The sequence below is a fragment of the Sphingopyxis sp. JAI128 genome (assembly GCF_014207235.1).
Taxonomy (GTDB): Bacteria; Pseudomonadota; Alphaproteobacteria; order Sphingomonadales; family Sphingomonadaceae; genus Sphingopyxis.
Genome location: NZ_JACHDA010000001.1, coordinates 788,700 through 802,565, shown reverse-complemented (window position 1 = coordinate 802,565; position 13,866 = coordinate 788,700). Strand labels below are relative to the sequence as shown.

Annotated in this window: 16 protein-coding genes; 8 read left to right on the top strand and 8 right to left on the bottom strand. The window is 65.8% G+C overall.

Going from position 1 to position 13,866, the window contains the following annotated elements:
- Window positions 1-109 precede the first annotated feature (109 nt).
- Both HDC35_RS04050 and HDC35_RS04045 read right to left on the bottom strand, forming a co-directional pair.
- The gene (locus HDC35_RS04050; RefSeq protein ID WP_260397489.1) at window positions 110-1,612 is read right to left on the bottom strand and encodes a M28 family peptidase; all 1,503 of its coding nucleotides are present in this window, start codon (window positions 1,610-1,612) and stop codon (window positions 110-112) included.
- A 101-nt stretch (window positions 1,613-1,713) separates the two neighbouring features.
- Complete coding sequence (locus HDC35_RS04045; RefSeq protein ID WP_184643849.1) at window positions 1,714-2,517, bottom strand: CoA ester lyase; 804 nt, start codon at window positions 2,515-2,517, stop codon at window positions 1,714-1,716.
- Between the two features lie 80 nt (window positions 2,518-2,597).
- On the opposite strand from HDC35_RS04045, the gene HDC35_RS04040 reads away from it, so the two are divergent.
- Both HDC35_RS04040 and HDC35_RS04035 read left to right on the top strand, forming a co-directional pair.
- On the top strand, window positions 2,598-3,521 hold the full coding sequence (locus tag HDC35_RS04040; protein ID WP_184643847.1) for an SPFH domain-containing protein: 924 nt from the start codon (window positions 2,598-2,600) through the stop codon (window positions 3,519-3,521).
- A gap of 1 nt (window position 3,522) precedes the next feature.
- On the top strand, window positions 3,523-3,969 hold the full coding sequence (locus HDC35_RS04035) for an NfeD family protein (RefSeq protein WP_184643845.1): 447 nt from the start codon (window positions 3,523-3,525) through the stop codon (window positions 3,967-3,969).
- Here the strand turns inward: HDC35_RS04035 and HDC35_RS04030 are convergent.
- The gene (locus tag HDC35_RS04030; protein ID WP_184643843.1) at window positions 3,966-4,496 is read right to left on the bottom strand and encodes a GNAT family N-acetyltransferase; all 531 of its coding nucleotides are present in this window, start codon (window positions 4,494-4,496) and stop codon (window positions 3,966-3,968) included. The two genes, HDC35_RS04035 and HDC35_RS04030, sit on opposite strands and share 4 nt — an antisense overlap.
- A 31-nt stretch (window positions 4,497-4,527) precedes the next feature.
- Window positions 4,528-5,076, bottom strand: coding sequence for a hypothetical protein (locus HDC35_RS04025; protein WP_260397488.1), 549 nt, complete (start codon window positions 5,074-5,076; stop codon window positions 4,528-4,530).
- A gap of 173 nt (window positions 5,077-5,249) precedes the next feature.
- On the opposite strand from HDC35_RS04025, the gene HDC35_RS04020 reads away from it, so the two are divergent.
- Window positions 5,250-5,915, top strand: a complete 666-nt coding sequence (locus HDC35_RS04020; RefSeq protein ID WP_311770708.1) for an MBL fold metallo-hydrolase — start codon at window positions 5,250-5,252, stop codon at window positions 5,913-5,915.
- A gap of 28 nt (window positions 5,916-5,943) precedes the next feature.
- Here HDC35_RS04020 and HDC35_RS04015 read toward each other — a convergent pair whose 3' ends face one another.
- The gene (locus HDC35_RS04015; protein ID WP_184643839.1) at window positions 5,944-6,384 is read right to left on the bottom strand and encodes an MAPEG family protein; all 441 of its coding nucleotides are present in this window, start codon (window positions 6,382-6,384) and stop codon (window positions 5,944-5,946) included.
- A 341-nt stretch (window positions 6,385-6,725) separates the two neighbouring features.
- Between HDC35_RS04015 and rpmF the strand changes: the two genes are divergently transcribed.
- From rpmF to HDC35_RS03990, 5 genes are all read left to right on the top strand, one after another.
- The gene (rpmF, locus tag HDC35_RS04010) at window positions 6,726-6,905 is read left to right on the top strand and encodes a 50S ribosomal protein L32 (protein WP_011541714.1); all 180 of its coding nucleotides are present in this window, start codon (window positions 6,726-6,728) and stop codon (window positions 6,903-6,905) included.
- A gap of 22 nt (window positions 6,906-6,927) precedes the next feature.
- Complete coding sequence (plsX, locus tag HDC35_RS04005; RefSeq protein ID WP_184643837.1) at window positions 6,928-7,962, top strand: phosphate acyltransferase PlsX; 1,035 nt, start codon at window positions 6,928-6,930, stop codon at window positions 7,960-7,962.
- Window positions 7,959-8,924, top strand: coding sequence for a beta-ketoacyl-ACP synthase III (locus HDC35_RS04000; RefSeq protein WP_184643836.1), 966 nt, complete (start codon window positions 7,959-7,961; stop codon window positions 8,922-8,924). The genes plsX and HDC35_RS04000 overlap by 4 nt, the downstream gene beginning before the upstream one ends.
- Before the next feature lie 149 nt (window positions 8,925-9,073).
- Complete coding sequence (locus tag HDC35_RS03995; protein WP_184643834.1) at window positions 9,074-9,367, top strand: integration host factor subunit alpha; 294 nt, start codon at window positions 9,074-9,076, stop codon at window positions 9,365-9,367.
- Window positions 9,368-9,396: 29 nt separating this feature from the next.
- On the top strand, window positions 9,397-9,786 hold the full coding sequence (locus HDC35_RS03990; RefSeq protein WP_184643832.1) for a MerR family transcriptional regulator: 390 nt from the start codon (window positions 9,397-9,399) through the stop codon (window positions 9,784-9,786).
- A 184-nt stretch (window positions 9,787-9,970) separates the two neighbouring features.
- On the opposite strand, the gene HDC35_RS03985 is transcribed toward HDC35_RS03990, so the two are convergent.
- The 3 genes from HDC35_RS03985 to HDC35_RS03975 all read right to left on the bottom strand — a co-directional run bounded on the left by HDC35_RS03985 (window position 9,971) and on the right by HDC35_RS03975 (window position 13,778).
- Complete coding sequence (locus HDC35_RS03985) at window positions 9,971-10,522, bottom strand: histidine phosphatase family protein (protein WP_184643830.1); 552 nt, start codon at window positions 10,520-10,522, stop codon at window positions 9,971-9,973.
- 55 nt (window positions 10,523-10,577) lie between these two features.
- Entirely contained in the window at window positions 10,578-13,328 is a 2,751-nt protein-coding gene (locus tag HDC35_RS03980; protein WP_184643828.1) for an ATP-dependent DNA helicase, read from the bottom strand.
- A gap of 81 nt (window positions 13,329-13,409) precedes the next feature.
- Window positions 13,410-13,778, bottom strand: a complete 369-nt coding sequence (locus tag HDC35_RS03975; protein WP_184643826.1) for a PilZ domain-containing protein — start codon at window positions 13,776-13,778, stop codon at window positions 13,410-13,412.
- Window positions 13,779-13,866: the final 88 nt, after the last annotated feature.

Genomic DNA, 13,866 nt, shown 5'->3' with positions numbered 1-13,866 from the left:
CGCGAGGTCGCCGCCCCTCCACCACCGCCTGCGGCGGCGGTCCCCCTCCCCATCGCTTCGCGACGGGGAGGATTTTACCGTCCGCTCCCCACCCCTAAGCCGACATCCTCTACTGACCCGGCCACCGCTTCGTATCCGCGAACGCCCGGCCCAGCGCGACATGCAGGTCGGCGTCCTCGGCCGCGCCGCCAAGCGGGATCTTGTCGGAGAATTCGTCCGCCGGCCGGTGATAATCACTGCCGAGGAAGGCTTCGAGAAGCGTCATGTCCGAAAAGCTGCCGCCGACCATCAGCGAGGTGACCCCCTTGGCGCCCAGCGCCCAGCCGTCCTGCCGCTGGATGAAGGCATCGGCCTCGCCATCGTCGTCGAGCGTACGGCCGAGCTTCGTCGCCGCCTCGCGCACCACCGCATCATAAGCGGGCTTGCCGCGCCCGATCGTCGCCACCGGCGTGCCGCGCGGCGAGATCGCGATCGTATCGACGTTGAGCGCGACGGTGATGTCGGACAGCGGTACGGCTGGATGGTCGGCGAAATAATGCGCGCCAAGCAAGCCCTTTTCCTCTGCCGTGGTCGCGAGGAAATAAATGTCGCGATCGGGCCGCGCGCCCTGGCCCAGCCGCTTCGCGACCTCGATCAGCACCGCGATCCCGCTCGCGTTGTCGACCGCGCCGTTGCAGATGCGGTCGGCTTCGCCTTCGGGCGCGCAGATTCCGAGATGATCCCAATGGCCGAGGAACAGCACCGACTTGCCGTCGGGTTTCGCGCCGGGCAGTTTGGCGACGATATTGTGGCTGGCGAAGGGGCGTACCGCCGTTTGCACGGTGAAATCCGCCGTTACCGGCAGCGCGGCGCCCTTGTAATCTGGCGACTTGGCGGCCTCGCGCAGCGCCGCCCCGTCCTGTCCCGCCGCCTTGAGCAACATATCGGCGGCTTCGGGCGAAAGGAAGCCGCTGACTGGTGCGCCCGACTTGGCGTTGGCAAGTCGCATGACCTTGCTGCCGACGCTCTCGCGCAGCGCCGCCCATGGCACCGCGTCGGTCGCAATTACGAGAACCGCCGAGGCGCCGGCATCGGCAAGCATCTGCCGCCGCTCGCGATAGCGCGGCAATTTGTCGCCAAAGGGCGCATTGTCGAACAACATGATCGCGAGCTTGCCCGCGACGTCGGCATTGACCTGCCCGGCGCCATCGAGGCCGTAGCCGACGAACACCGCGGGTACCGCCGACAGCGAGACCGACGCATCGCGTCCGGTCAGGACGATGCCATCGTCGGTGAGTGCAAGATTGCGGCCCTGCGCCGTGAATTTGGCCGTTCCGCCAAGTGCCTGCGTCTCGACGAACGGTACGGGCTGCAACCATGGCGTTGCGCTGCCGGGGACGGCTTCGAGCCCGGCTTTTGCCCATTCGCCAACGATATAGGCGATGGTGCGGTCTTCGCCCTCGGTTCCCGGCGCACGGCCTTCGAACGCGTCGTCCGCCAGCACCTTGATATGCGCGGCCAGATCGGCCTCGGCAACCGGAGCGTCGCCCTTGGCGGGCGCGGCCGAAACGGCGGGCGTGAAGGAAAGCAGGGCGACAGCCGCGATCGCGGCGCGGAAGGAGCTATGTCTCATGGATGCGCCGCATGACATTTCCACCGCGGTGCGGCAAGGCAGTTCGTCGAACGACCAACGACCTTCCTTTCGTCGTCCCCGAAAGGGGAGGGGCATTTATCTCATCGGCCCGCCCGCTCGAGCAGCGCCCTCGCCGCCGCGACGTGCATGTCCTCGATCATTCGCCCTGCGTGCCGCTGCGCGCCGCCGGTGGCCGCGGCGACGAGCGCTTCGGCGGCGGCGATCTCGTGCGGCGAGGGGGCGAAAGCGGCGTTGCACGGATCGACTTGCGACGGATGGATCAGCGTCTTGCCGTCGAAGCCCAGCCGTCGCCCCTCGGCCGCCTCGGCCGCGAAGCCTGCGGCATCGTCGATCCGGTTGTAAACGCCATCGAAGCCCCACGCTCCAGCCGCGCGCGCGGCGAGCACGATTGCCTGTATCGCATGACTCATCGCGCCCCGGTCCATCCCGTCGGGAAGCTTCAGCGCATACGCCAGATCGTTGAGTCCCGCGATCAGCCCCGCGACCGATGCGTCGCCGGCGATGTCGCGCGCCGCGTAGATGGCGGTCGGGGTCTCGATCATCGCCAATAGCGGCAGCCCCAGCCCGCGCGCGGGTTCGAGGTCGGCAACGGCATCGACCTTGGGCAGCACGACCGCGTCGATCGGCAGCCCCGCGACTGCGTTGATGTCGATCGCCTGATGCTCGCTGCCCGTGCCGTTGATCCGCACCGCGACGCGCTTGCCGGGAAAGCCCGCGGTGACCGCCGCGCGCATCGCCTCGCGTGCCTCGGCCTTGCGCTCGGCGGGCACCGCATCCTCGAGGTCGATAATCAGCATCTCTGCGGCGAGACCCTGCGCCTTTTCAAGCGCGCGGGCATTCGAGCCGGGAACATAGAGGAGCGAGCGGGGGGCGAAGTCGATCATGCGCTTTTCTGTGGCGCAAGCCGGACAATGCCGCAATAAGTTAGCATCAGTGGTTAGCGACCAAGCAGAGGGGATTTGTCATGGGGTTTGGTTTTGCCATCGCGATCGTGGTGCTCGCCTTGTTCTTCCTGATCTGGGCGATGACGCCGGTGCGGCAGGGTTATAGCTACACGATCGAACGTTTCGGCCGGTACACGCACACCGCGCAGCCGGGGCTCAACTTCATTACCCCCTTCTTCGACCGCGTCGGCCGCAAGGTCAATATGATGGAGCAGGTGCTCGACATTCCCGGTCAGGAAATCATCACCAAGGACAACGCGATGGTCGCGGTCGACGGCGTCGTCTTCTTTCAGGTGCTCGACGCGGCCAAGGCCGCCTATGAAGTCAGCGACCTGTATCTCGCGATCATGAACCTGACGACGACCAACCTGCGCACCGTGATGGGGTCGATGGACCTCGACGAAACCCTGTCGAAGCGCGATCATATCAACGCGCGCCTGCTGGTCGTCGTCGACGAGGCGACGACGCCGTGGGGGGTCAAGATCACCCGCGTCGAAATCAAGGACATTCGCCCGCCCGCCGACATTTCGAACGCGATGGCGCGGCAGATGAAAGCCGAACGCGAAAAGCGCGCCAACATCCTGGAAGCCGAAGGCATGCGCGCGTCCGAAATCCTGCGTGCCGAGGGTGAAAAGCAGGGCCAGATCCTGCAGGCCGAAGGGCGCCGCGAGGCCGCCTTCCGCGACGCCGAAGCGCGCGAACGCGAGGCCGAGGCCGAAGCCAAGGCGACGCAGATGGTCTCGGACGCGATCGCGGGCGGCAATGCGCAGGCGATCAACTATTTCATCGCGCAAAAATATGTCGAGGCGGTGAGCCAGTTCGCGACCAGCCCGAACGCCAAGACGATCCTGTTCCCCGTCGAAGCAACGCAGTTGATCGGCACGCTCGGCGGCATCGGCGAGCTCGCCAAGGATGCGCTCGCCAGCCGCGAAGGGGGGCGCTGATATGCCCGACTGGATTTCGAACATGGAGCCGCATTGGGCGTGGCTGTCGATCGGCGTGCTGCTTGCGGCGGCCGAGATCGTCGCTCCCGGCTTCTTCCTCGTCTGGCTCGGTGCCGCCGCGATCGTTACCGGCATCGTCGCGTGGATCGCGCCGATCGGCATTCCGCTGCAGCTCGCGATCTTCGCTATATTGTCGATCGTCGCGCTCTACGCGGGGCGCAAATATCTAAGCGACAACCCGATCACAACGACCGATCCGCTGCTCAACCAGCGCGGCGGGCGGCTGGTCGGCGAGGTGCTGACGGTGACCAAGGCGATCGAGGACGGCCGCGGCCGCGCCAAGGTCGGCGACGGCGAATGGCCGGTGCGCGGTCCCGATGTCGCCGAGGGAGCGAAAGTCCGCGTCGTCAGCGCTGATGGCGGCGTGCTGGTGGTGGAGTTAACCTAACTGGCCTTGGGCCGCGAATAGATGGCCACCACAGGCCCCAACGCATCGCTGTCGCCGATGCGATGGAAACCCAGCTTTGCCGCCACGCGCTCCGATGCGTCATTGCCCGGGTCGATGATACAGCGCACCTCCGCCGCGTCGAGGTTCGCGTCGGCCCATCCCAGCGCCGCGCGCATCGCCTCGGTCGCATAGCCCGCGCCCCAATGGTCTGCGTCGAACGCCCAGCCCGCTTCGGGCAGGCCTTCGAGTTCGGGGATGCCGCGGCCGAAATAGGACAGGCCACCCATGCCGATGAGCGCGTCGCTCGCGCGGTCGGCAAATACCCAATAGCCAAACCCCATTACCGGCCACAGCCCGGCCGAGCTCAGGAACTTGCCCCAGCTGACGTCGGGCGCGCGGGGTTCGCCGCCGATAAACCGCGTGACGCGCGCGTCGGCCCACATCGCGATATGCGTGTCCTTGTCGGTCAAACGTCCCGGGCGGAGACGCAGGCGGTCGGTTTCGATGACGGGAGCGATGGTCGGCATGGCTTGGATGTGCCCAAACCGGCGCGCCCGGTCAATCGGGGACCAGATAATGATCGAACAGATCGTGGAGCACCGCTTTGCCGTCGACCGCCTGTTTGGCGCGCAAAACCGCCAGCGTATCGACGCGCGCAAGTATATCGGCATGTTTCAGCACGACATGATAATGCGGCCGGTCGCGAAAATCGTGGAACAGGAAGACGCAGTCGGGCTTGCAGTGGATAATCGACTGCAACAGGCAGGCAACACGGAAACGCCCGTCGATCAGCACGGCGTCGGGACTGCCGTTGAGGCCGCGCCAGATTTGCGTGTGATAACGCGGCCAGTCGCGTATCCGCCCTTCGTCGGCAGGATAGCCCCAATCGCCCACCGGGCCGATATCGGCGTGAAACGGCGTGAATTCGACGACTTCGCGCGCCACCTCGCCCTGTACCTTGCCCAGCCAGACGGGGTCGCTGTCGACGCTGACGATCCGCCGCACCTGCCGCGCCGCGACCAGGGTGCTGCCACCGCAACCGAATTCGAGCAGCGAGCCGAGTCCCGCCAATTGCAGTTGGAACTGCGTGACTTCCGCCGCGGTCATATGTGGCTGCATGGTCCCCTCCACCGAGGAAGCGATATGGCACGAAGCTTGCCGCGTCCAGTCCGGCAGGAAATGCGAAAGAATGAAAAAATGAAATGCCCAGCGCCCGCAACCGGTCAAATGCACCCGCTGACGACTTGCCATTTTTGCGGCGTTTCCCCACATCGGCGGCCATGAACGTTCCCACCCCCCCGATGCGCGCGGCGATCGTGCCGGTTACCGCCTTCCAGCAGAATTGTACGCTCCTGTGGTGCACCGCCACGAACAAGGCGGCCTTTATCGATCCCGGCGGCGATCTGCCCAAGCTGAAGGATGCGGTCGAACAGACCGGTGTCGAGGTCGAAAAAATCCTCGTCACCCATGGTCATATGGATCATTGCGGACAGGCGGGAATGCTCGCGAGGGAATTGGGCGTGCCGATCGAGGGCCCGCACGAGGACGACCGGTTCTGGATCGAAGCCTTTGCCGAGGATGGCGCGCGTTTCGGCATGGTCGGCGAATCCTTCGAGCCCGACCGCTGGCTTGTCGATGGCGACACGGTGACCGTCGGCAACCTCGAAATCGACGTCATCCACTGTCCGGGACACACGCCGGGACATGTCGTCTTTCATCATGCGCCGTCGAAGCTCGCGATCGTCGGCGACGTGATTTTCCAGGGATCGATCGGCCGCACGGACTTTCCGCGCGGCAATCATCAGCAATTGCTGGATTCGATCACCCGGAAACTGTGGCCGCTGGGTGGCGACACGACCTTTTTGCCAGGGCACGGCGCGCACAGCAATTTCGCCCACGAGCGGCGGACCAACCCGTTCGTGAGCGATATGGCGCTGGGAACATAAGTCCCGCTCCCCCTTGCGGGAAGGAGGCTTACTGCGGCGACGCGACCGCCACGGTCTCGATTGCGGTCGCCGTGATAGTGTTCGGCGTCGTATAGACGATAGCGAGCGCGCCGAGCGCAAGGCCGAGCTGGGTGAGCATGGTGATGATCGTGCCGACCATACGGCCCCACATCATGCCGTCCATGCCCATTGCGTGCAGGATTCGACCGACGAGATAAAGCGCGCCGACGCCCCACAACCACATCGACGAACCGAAGCCGAGTTCGACGAGCGCGAGCAGGATCAGGACAAAAGCCGTATTTTCGACGAAATTGCTGTGCGCGCGCATGCGGCGCGTCAAAAGGTCGTTGCCCCCGTCGCCGATGAAGACCTTTTCTTTGGTGCGTACGCGGCCGACGCGGATCGAGAGCCACAGGTTGAGCAGCGCCGCGCCGGCGGCGATCGTCAGGCTGATCGGCAGGATTATCATGTCATGTCCCCCTATTGGCCGGCGTTCCGGCCGTGCCAGAGATGTGGCAGCGCGGAGCGGGTAGGGCAAGCATGTGTGGCCCGGCATGGCGAGGGCAATGACGTCGGGCGCCGTTCCCGCACGCAATGGGCTTGCCTTTGCGGGCAAAAACGCTATAGCCGCGCCCGATCCGGCACCCGACACCATCTGGCGTTGAGGCACCTTCCGGCAGAAGATTTTCCCGCTCTATTCGGGCTGGAACAGGCTTCGGCTTGGCGGGCGGGCCAGTCATTTCCGGCGACGGGACTGACAAATCCGGGCAGCCGATTCGTGACACACTATTTAAGAATGCAGGAAAAATCATGGCCGTTCCCAAGCGAAAAACCTCGCCCTCGAAGCGCGGCATGCGTCGCAGCCACGACAGCCTGAAGGTCGAAGCCTTCCAGGAATGCCCGAATTGCGGCGAGCTGAAGCGCCCGCACAATCTTTGCAACGCCTGCGGCCATTATAATGGCCGCGAAGTGGTGTCGGTCGGCGCGTAAAAGTCAGGCCGGAGGGCATTAGATGGCACTGACACCGCGAATCGCAATCGATGCGATGGGCGGTGACGTCGGCGTGCGCGTAATGCTCGCTGGCGCCGCAATGGCGCGCCATCAACACGACGGCCTCCGCTTCCTGCTCGTCGGCGACGAGGTACGGATCAAGGCGGCGCTTGAAAACCATCCCAACCTGCGCGCGGCGTCGGATATTCTTCACACCGACGGTATTGTGTCGGGCGAGGACAAGCCCAGCCAGGCTATACGCAAGGCGAAGAGCACCTCGATGGGGCTCGCGATCGACGCGGTGAAGCGCGGCGATGCCGGCGGCGCCGTGTCGGCGGGCAACACTGGCGCGCTGATGGCGATGGCGAAGCTGGCGCTGCGCACGATGCCGGGGATCGACCGGCCGGCGCTCGCCGCGCTGTTGCCGACGCTCGGCGACAATGACGTCGTCATGCTCGACCTTGGCGCAAACACCGATTGCGACGCCAACAACCTGATCCAGTTCGCCGTCATGGGCGCCGCCTATGCGCGCACCGCGATGGGGCTCGAAAAACCGCGCGTTGCCTTACTCAACATCGGCACCGAGGAGATGAAGGGCACCGGCGAGATTCGGGACGCTGCGGCTCGGCTGCGCGAGGCGCACGGACTGCCGATGCAGTTTACCGGTTTCATCGAGGGCGACAAATTGTCGCGCGGCAATGTCGATGTCGTGGTCCACGACGGTTTTTCCGGCAACATCGCATTGAAGACGATCGAGGGCACGGCGCGTTTCGTCACCGATTTGCTTCGCCGCGCCTTCACCAGTTCGACGCGGTCGAAGATCGGCTTCCTGATCTCGCGCCCCGCGACCGAACTGCTGCGGCACCATCTCGACCCCAATAATCACAATGGCGCGGTGTTCCTCGGCCTTAACGGTGTGGTGCTGAAAAGCCATGGCAGCGCCGACGCGAAGGGGGTCGCCAATTGCGTCCACTTGTGTGCCGAGCTGATCGAAAAGGATATTACGCGTCAGGTGACCGACGATCTTGCGAATTTCCGCAGCGGCGACGCCGCATGACGCGCCGTGCGATTCTGGCCGGTACGGGATCGGCGCTGCCGCGCACGCGCGTGTCGAATGCCGAGCTCGCCAAGCGCGTCGATACCAGCGACGAATGGATCGTCGAGCGCACCGGCATCCGGTTCCGCCATATTGCCGAACCCGATGAAACGACCGCGACACTGGGCGCCGATGCCGCGAAAAAGGCGCTGGAGGCCGCGGGGCTCCAGCCATCGGATATCGGCCTGATCATCGTCGCGACCGCCACCCCCGACAATACATTTCCCGCCAGCGCTACCAAAGTGCAGGCATTGATCGGAGCGCCCGATTGCATTGCCTTCGACGTTGCCGCCGTTTGCTCGGGTTTTCTCTATGCGGTGTCGGTCGCCGATGCGATGCTGCGTACCGGTGCTGCCAGGCATGCGCTGGTGATCGGTTCGGAAACCTTCAGCCGCATCCTGGATTGGGAAGACCGCACGACCTGCGTGCTGTTCGGTGACGGCGCCGGCGCGGTGGTGCTGTCGGCCGAAGATGTCGAGGACGATCGCGGCATCCTTGCGACGCGGCTTCACGCCGAAGGGCAGTATTGCGACATGCTCTATGTCGATGGCGGGCCGTCGACAACCGGGACGGTCGGGCATGTCCGCATGCAGGGCCGCGAAGTGTTTCGCCACGCGGTCACCAACCTGGCATCGGTGCTCGGCGAAGTGATGGCCGACGTCGGCCTGTCGGCCGATCAGATCGATTGGGTCGTTCCGCACCAGGCCAACAAGCGAATCATCGACGCGACCGCGAAAAAGCTGGGCCTGCCCGCCGAACGCGTCGTGCTGACCGTCGACCGGCACGCCAACACGTCGGCGGCGTCGGTGCCGCTCGCACTCGATCTTGCGGTGCGTGACGGCCGGATCAAGCGCGGCGACCTGGTCGTGCTCGAGGCAATGGGCGGGGGCTTTACCTGGGGCGCGGCGGTTCTGCGGATATAAGCATCGCTCCGGCGCATGAACTTCTCGCTCCATCCGTTTCAGTTTGGCGGATTAATTCGCTTTTGTTACATTGATAATCGGGACTCGCGACGGTGGGGGCTGTCGGAGACCTGTTCGCTCATGCGCTTTACGAGGGGGAAGGGATCATCATGACTGCAGGGACGCTCACCCGGGCCGACATTGCGACGCGGATCAACCAGCAGATCGGTCTGTCACGCAACGAATCGGCGACGATCGTCGAATCGATACTCGATCATATGTCCGATGCGCTCGCAGCCGGGCAGAATGTGAAGATCTCGGGGTTCGGGACCTTTGTCCTGCGCGACAAGGCGCAGCGGATCGGGCGCAATCCCAAGACGGGTATCGAAGTGCCGATCCTGCCGCGCCGGGTCATGACCTTTCGCGCCAGCCAGACGATGCGTGGCCGCGTTGCCGGTAAATAGCCCGGGCTTTTCCCGTGGAGGGTCCTGACATGCCCGACGATGGCGGCAAGGCGTCCGGCGCCATGCTCGCCATCGGCGAGCTCGCCGATCGCATCGGGGTTCCGACGCATGTGCTGCGCTATTGGGAAACGCGCTTTCCGCAACTGAAGCCGCTCCAGCGATCGGGACGCCGCCGCTATTATCGCGCCGAAGACGTCGCGCTCGCCGAGCGAATCCACCATCTGTTGCATGTGCAGGGGTTTACGGTCGAGGGTGCGCGCAAGGCGTTGTCGGAGACGCGGGCGAAGGCTGCCGAAGCACCCGCCATTGAAGCCCGCGCTCAGCCTGCTACCGGGAATGGCGCAATGGGGCAGGCGCATGGTGTCCCCGTGGCGGCGCTCATCGCGCTGCGCCAGCGATTGGCCGCGGCGCTGGATTGACGCGACCGGCGTCGCGTATCAGCAAATTCGAGACTGTCTGCTTGGGGATGGAAAGCCGACTGTCTGTTTCCGGCAGTAGTCAACATTCGGGGCACAGAGGGGCGGCAACGTTAGCGCTATGGCCCCTCCGTCAGTGCTTCGCGCTGCCACCTCCCCATGGCTTCGCCACAGGGAGGATGACCTGTCAGTCGTGATCCATCGCGGGCGCGAGCGTCGGGTCAAGATCGCGAGGGCGGATAAAGGCGGCGAAGCGGGCCTTGCCGGTGTCGAGATCGTGCCAGTCGGCGATGTCGAGTTCGAGGCGGGCCAGCGCCGAGGTCGGCAGCTTTTCTTCGACCCTTGCGCGCAATTCGTCGCCCGCAGCCTCGGGCACGAGCATCAGGATCAGATCCTCCAGCCCCGGATTATGTCCCGAAATCAACAGGTGATCGGCAGCGCGGCCCGTATCGCGGATTACATCGATCAACGTCGCCGCCGAGGCGAGATAGATGCGCCGGTCCCAATGCGGTTCGAGGCTGTCGAGGCCGGCGGCCGGCTGGAAGATATCGAGCGTTTCGGTGACGCGCACCGCGGGCGAGGCGACGATGCGATCGACGGGCAACCTCTGCCGTTTCAGCCATTGGCCGATCAATTCGGCGCCGCGCGCGCCGCGTTTGTTGATCGGCCGGTCGAAATCGCGTTCGACCTGTACGTCCCAACCCGATTTGGCGTGGCGCAAAATGGTCAGAGTTTTCAAAATCGCTCCCCGAAATGCCTTCATTCCCCTCAATCGGACGCTCTGTGCCGCAATCTTATGACGGTGAAAAGGCGGGATATGCGCTTTTTCGCTGTTCGACATTCGCAGCGGCGACATGATGGACCGCTTCATCGAGCAGCAAGCGGCGAACGGGAGTGCCAGCCGGAAAGGCGCTGAGCAGCCTTGAAGGGAAGCTGGGTGAGAGCATCACAAACTGTCCGAAATCGTCGGCGCGGCGGATCAGACGGCCGAACGCCTGTCCGATGCGTGCGCGGATCACCATGTCGTCATAGGCGCTGCCGCCCTGCGCCGCGCGCCGCGCGGCGTGAAGGATGGTCGGACGCGGCCAAGGCACGCCCTCCATCACCACCAGCCGCAACGAATCCCCGGGCACATCGACCCCATCGCGCAGCGCATCGGTGCCGAGCAGCGAGGCGTGTGGATCGGCGCGGAAAATATCGACGAGCGTTCCGGTGTCGAGCGGATCGACATGCTGCGCATAGAGTGGAAGACCCGCGCGCGCGAGGCGGTCGGCGATGCGCGAATGGACGATGCGCAGGCGCCGGATCGCGCTGAACAGCCCGAGCGCGCCCCCGCCCGACGCTTCGATCAGACGGCTGTAAGCGCCGGCGAGCGCGGGAAGGTCGCCGCGCGCGATGTCGGTGACGATCAGCACTTCGGACTGGCGCGCATAATCGAAGGGGCTCGGTACAGCGAAATGGCGGACCCCGCCGTCCATGTGACGCGCGCCGGTACGGATGTCGGCGTCGGCCCAGCCCCCGGTTCCTTTGGCGCCGCTGTCCTGGCCGCCGCCGCGCAGCGTCGCCGAGGTGACGAGAACGCCCTGCGCCGGACGGTAGACAACCTCGGCGACCGGGCGCGCGGGGTCGAGCCAGTGACGATGGAGACCGCAATCGAACTCGCGCCCGTCGTAGCGGTCGACCGCGAGCCAATCGACGAAATCGGGGTCGGCGGGGCCGCCGACGCGCCCGAGCAGCGACAGCCAGCCGCCGAGCGTATCGATGCGCGTGCCGAGGCTGTGGCGCGCGCCGTCGATCCTTGCCCGCGCTTGGCCGTCGAGCCAGTCGGGCGGGTCCTCGACCAGCGCCTCGAGCCTTTTGCCGAGCGCCATCAGTGGACGCAGCAGCGCCTCGATCGCGTCGCTCGCGCTCGCCGCGGCGGTCACCAGTTCGGGGTCGGGATCGGCAAGTTCGGTTTCGAGGCCGTAGCCGGTGTCGGCAGTGCGGCTGTCGATCCCGCGCGCATAGACCATGGCGCGGACGGCGACGAGCAGGCGTTCGATCGCGCCCCACGGCTCGTTTTCGGACAAACGGCCGAGCCAGCCGTCGCCGGGGAGTTCGGCGGCGGCGGCGATCGCGGCCTGAATTGCTCTGTCGCCCGCTTCGTCATAACTCGCGACATCGGCGAGCCGCGCGGCGAGCCCGCGGCGGCGCCCGCGCGACTTGCCCTCGGGACCGAGCACCCAGCGGCGGATTTCGACCGCTTCCTGCCCGGTGAGCGCCGCGGCGAACATGCTGTCGGCAGCGTCCCACAGATGATGGCCCTCGTCGAAGATCAGCCGCGTCGCGGGCGCCCCACCATCGCGCGGGCGCGCCGCCTGCACCATCGTCAGCGCGTGATTGGCGATGACGATATCCGCCTGCGTCGCGGCACGCGCGGAATGTTCGATGAAGCATTTGCGGAAATGCGGGCAGCCCGCATAGATACACTCGCCGCGCCGGTCGGTGAGCGCGGTCGTGCCGTTGCGGCGAAACAGCGCGGGGAGCCAGCCTGGCAGGTCGCCGCCGATCATGTCGCCGTCGCGCGTATAGGCGGCCCAGCGCGCGACGAGCTGCGCGAGAATCGCGGCGCGCCCGGAAAAGCCGCCCTGCAGTGCGTCCTCCAGATTGAGCAGGCACAGATAATTTTCGCGCCCCTTGCGCACGACCACCTTTTCGCGGTGGGTTGCGGCGTCGGGGTAGAGCCGCTCGGTCTCGCGCGATAGCTGGCGTTGCAGCGCCTTGGTGAAGGTCGAGATGCAGACGCTGCCCGCCGACTGGTCGATCCACTGCTTTGCGGGCGCGAGATAGCCCAATGTCTTGCCGATGCCGGTGCCGGCTTCGGCGACGAGCATCTGCGGCGCGTCCTTGCGTTCGCGCGGGTCGAAGATCGCGGTGGCGGCGCGAGCATAATCCTGCTGGCCCGGTCGGCGTTCGGCGCCGTGGCCGGTGAGCCGGTCGAGGCGTGCCGATACATCGTCGGGGTCGATCGTGACCTGACGCGGCGCGCCGCGCGGGGGCTGCTCTTCCCATTCGGGCAGCCGCGCGAAGAGCCAGCGTTCGTTGCCCTCGGGGACCGTCAGGCGCGGCTGGAGGAGCAGTGACCAAGGCCAGCGTTGACGCGACAGCGCCTGGGCGCCGTGCCAGGCACCCTCGCGCTCGGGCCAGTCGGCATCGTCGACGCTTGCGAGCATTGCAGTGGCCGCCCGGGGGAGGAATGCGGCGATTTCCTCTTCGGCCTTTGGCGGGGCGAGTTCGATCGCGCTCGCGATGCCGGCGGGCGTGGGGACGGCGAAACGCGCGGGATAGAGAAAGGCGAAAAGCTCGAGCAGGTCGAGCCCCGAGAGTTCGGGATAGCCGAGCCGGTCGCCGGTCAGCGTCGCGTTGAGGAGCAGGTGCGGGGTCGCCGCGACCGCGGCGATCGCCTCACCGCGCCCGACACGCTGGACGCGGCCGTACGTGTCGGCGATCCAGATACCGACGTGGCTCGCGTGGATCGCGGGAAGAGTGAGCGGGTCGGGCGCCATCGCACCACGCTAAGGACAAAAGGCGAACGCGGCAAGGCGAACCCGATCCTCCCCATGGTTTCGCCACAGGGAGGATCGAAGTCAGCTCAGTCCGCGGCGTCCGAATACCGCCGGGCGGTTGCGGTGGAAAATCCGTGCGGGTTCGATCATCGCCGCGCCGCGTGCGCTCTGGAGCGCCTTGTACAGCGCGCCATGCGTCAGCTCATAGGGAAAGCGCACGCCCATGCGGTCGAATTCGGACCACATGACGACGGCGTAGGTGATTTCGCCCCCATAATGGATTTCGCAGCGTGAGCGCGCCGGCATGCTCGCCCCGTCGACCCGCGCGCCGCCTTCGGACAGGTCGGTGATCCGGCCGTCGAGGAAGTTGAGCACGCCATTGACGGTGACGTCGATCGATACTGGCGTGCGCTTGTGACCGCGGGGTGCGGGAAGGCGAAAATTGTCCATGTCCGGGACGCTACGGCAGCATGGTAAATTTTCCGGTAACGATACGGAGTCGCGGCATGGCAATTTTGCCTTTCGATTCCGCCCCGCT

What these genes read in the sequence shown, in the direction of transcription:
- HDC35_RS03990 (WP_184643832.1), top strand. Translation starts at nt 9,397, where the DNA reads ATGCCCGACGATGGCGGCAAGGCGTCCGGCGCCATGCTCGCCATCGGC.
- HDC35_RS03975 (WP_184643826.1), bottom strand. Translation starts at nt 13,778, where the DNA reads ATGGACAATTTTCGCCTTCCCGCACCCCGCGGTCACAAGCGCACGCCA.
- HDC35_RS04020 (WP_311770708.1), top strand. Translation starts at nt 5,250, where the DNA reads ATGAACGTTCCCACCCCCCCGATGCGCGCGGCGATCGTGCCGGTTACC.
- rpmF (WP_011541714.1), top strand. Translation starts at nt 6,726, where the DNA reads ATGGCCGTTCCCAAGCGAAAAACCTCGCCCTCGAAGCGCGGCATGCGT.
- plsX (WP_184643837.1), top strand. Translation starts at nt 6,928, where the DNA reads ATGGCACTGACACCGCGAATCGCAATCGATGCGATGGGCGGTGACGTC.
- HDC35_RS04040 (WP_184643847.1), top strand. Translation starts at nt 2,598, where the DNA reads ATGGGGTTTGGTTTTGCCATCGCGATCGTGGTGCTCGCCTTGTTCTTC.
- HDC35_RS04050 (WP_260397489.1), bottom strand. Translation starts at nt 1,612, where the DNA reads ATGAGACATAGCTCCTTCCGCGCCGCGATCGCGGCTGTCGCCCTGCTT.
- HDC35_RS04025 (WP_260397488.1), bottom strand. Translation starts at nt 5,076, where the DNA reads ATGACCGCGGCGGAAGTCACGCAGTTCCAACTGCAATTGGCGGGACTC.
- HDC35_RS04030 (WP_184643843.1), bottom strand. Translation starts at nt 4,496, where the DNA reads ATGCCGACCATCGCTCCCGTCATCGAAACCGACCGCCTGCGTCTCCGC.
- HDC35_RS04015 (WP_184643839.1), bottom strand. Translation starts at nt 6,384, where the DNA reads ATGATAATCCTGCCGATCAGCCTGACGATCGCCGCCGGCGCGGCGCTG.
- HDC35_RS03995 (WP_184643834.1), top strand. Translation starts at nt 9,074, where the DNA reads ATGACTGCAGGGACGCTCACCCGGGCCGACATTGCGACGCGGATCAAC.
- HDC35_RS03980 (WP_184643828.1), bottom strand. Translation starts at nt 13,328, where the DNA reads ATGGCGCCCGACCCGCTCACTCTTCCCGCGATCCACGCGAGCCACGTC.
- HDC35_RS04035 (WP_184643845.1), top strand. Translation starts at nt 3,523, where the DNA reads ATGCCCGACTGGATTTCGAACATGGAGCCGCATTGGGCGTGGCTGTCG.
- HDC35_RS04000 (WP_184643836.1), top strand. Translation starts at nt 7,959, where the DNA reads ATGACGCGCCGTGCGATTCTGGCCGGTACGGGATCGGCGCTGCCGCGC.
- HDC35_RS04045 (WP_184643849.1), bottom strand. Translation starts at nt 2,517, where the DNA reads ATGATCGACTTCGCCCCCCGCTCGCTCCTCTATGTTCCCGGCTCGAAT.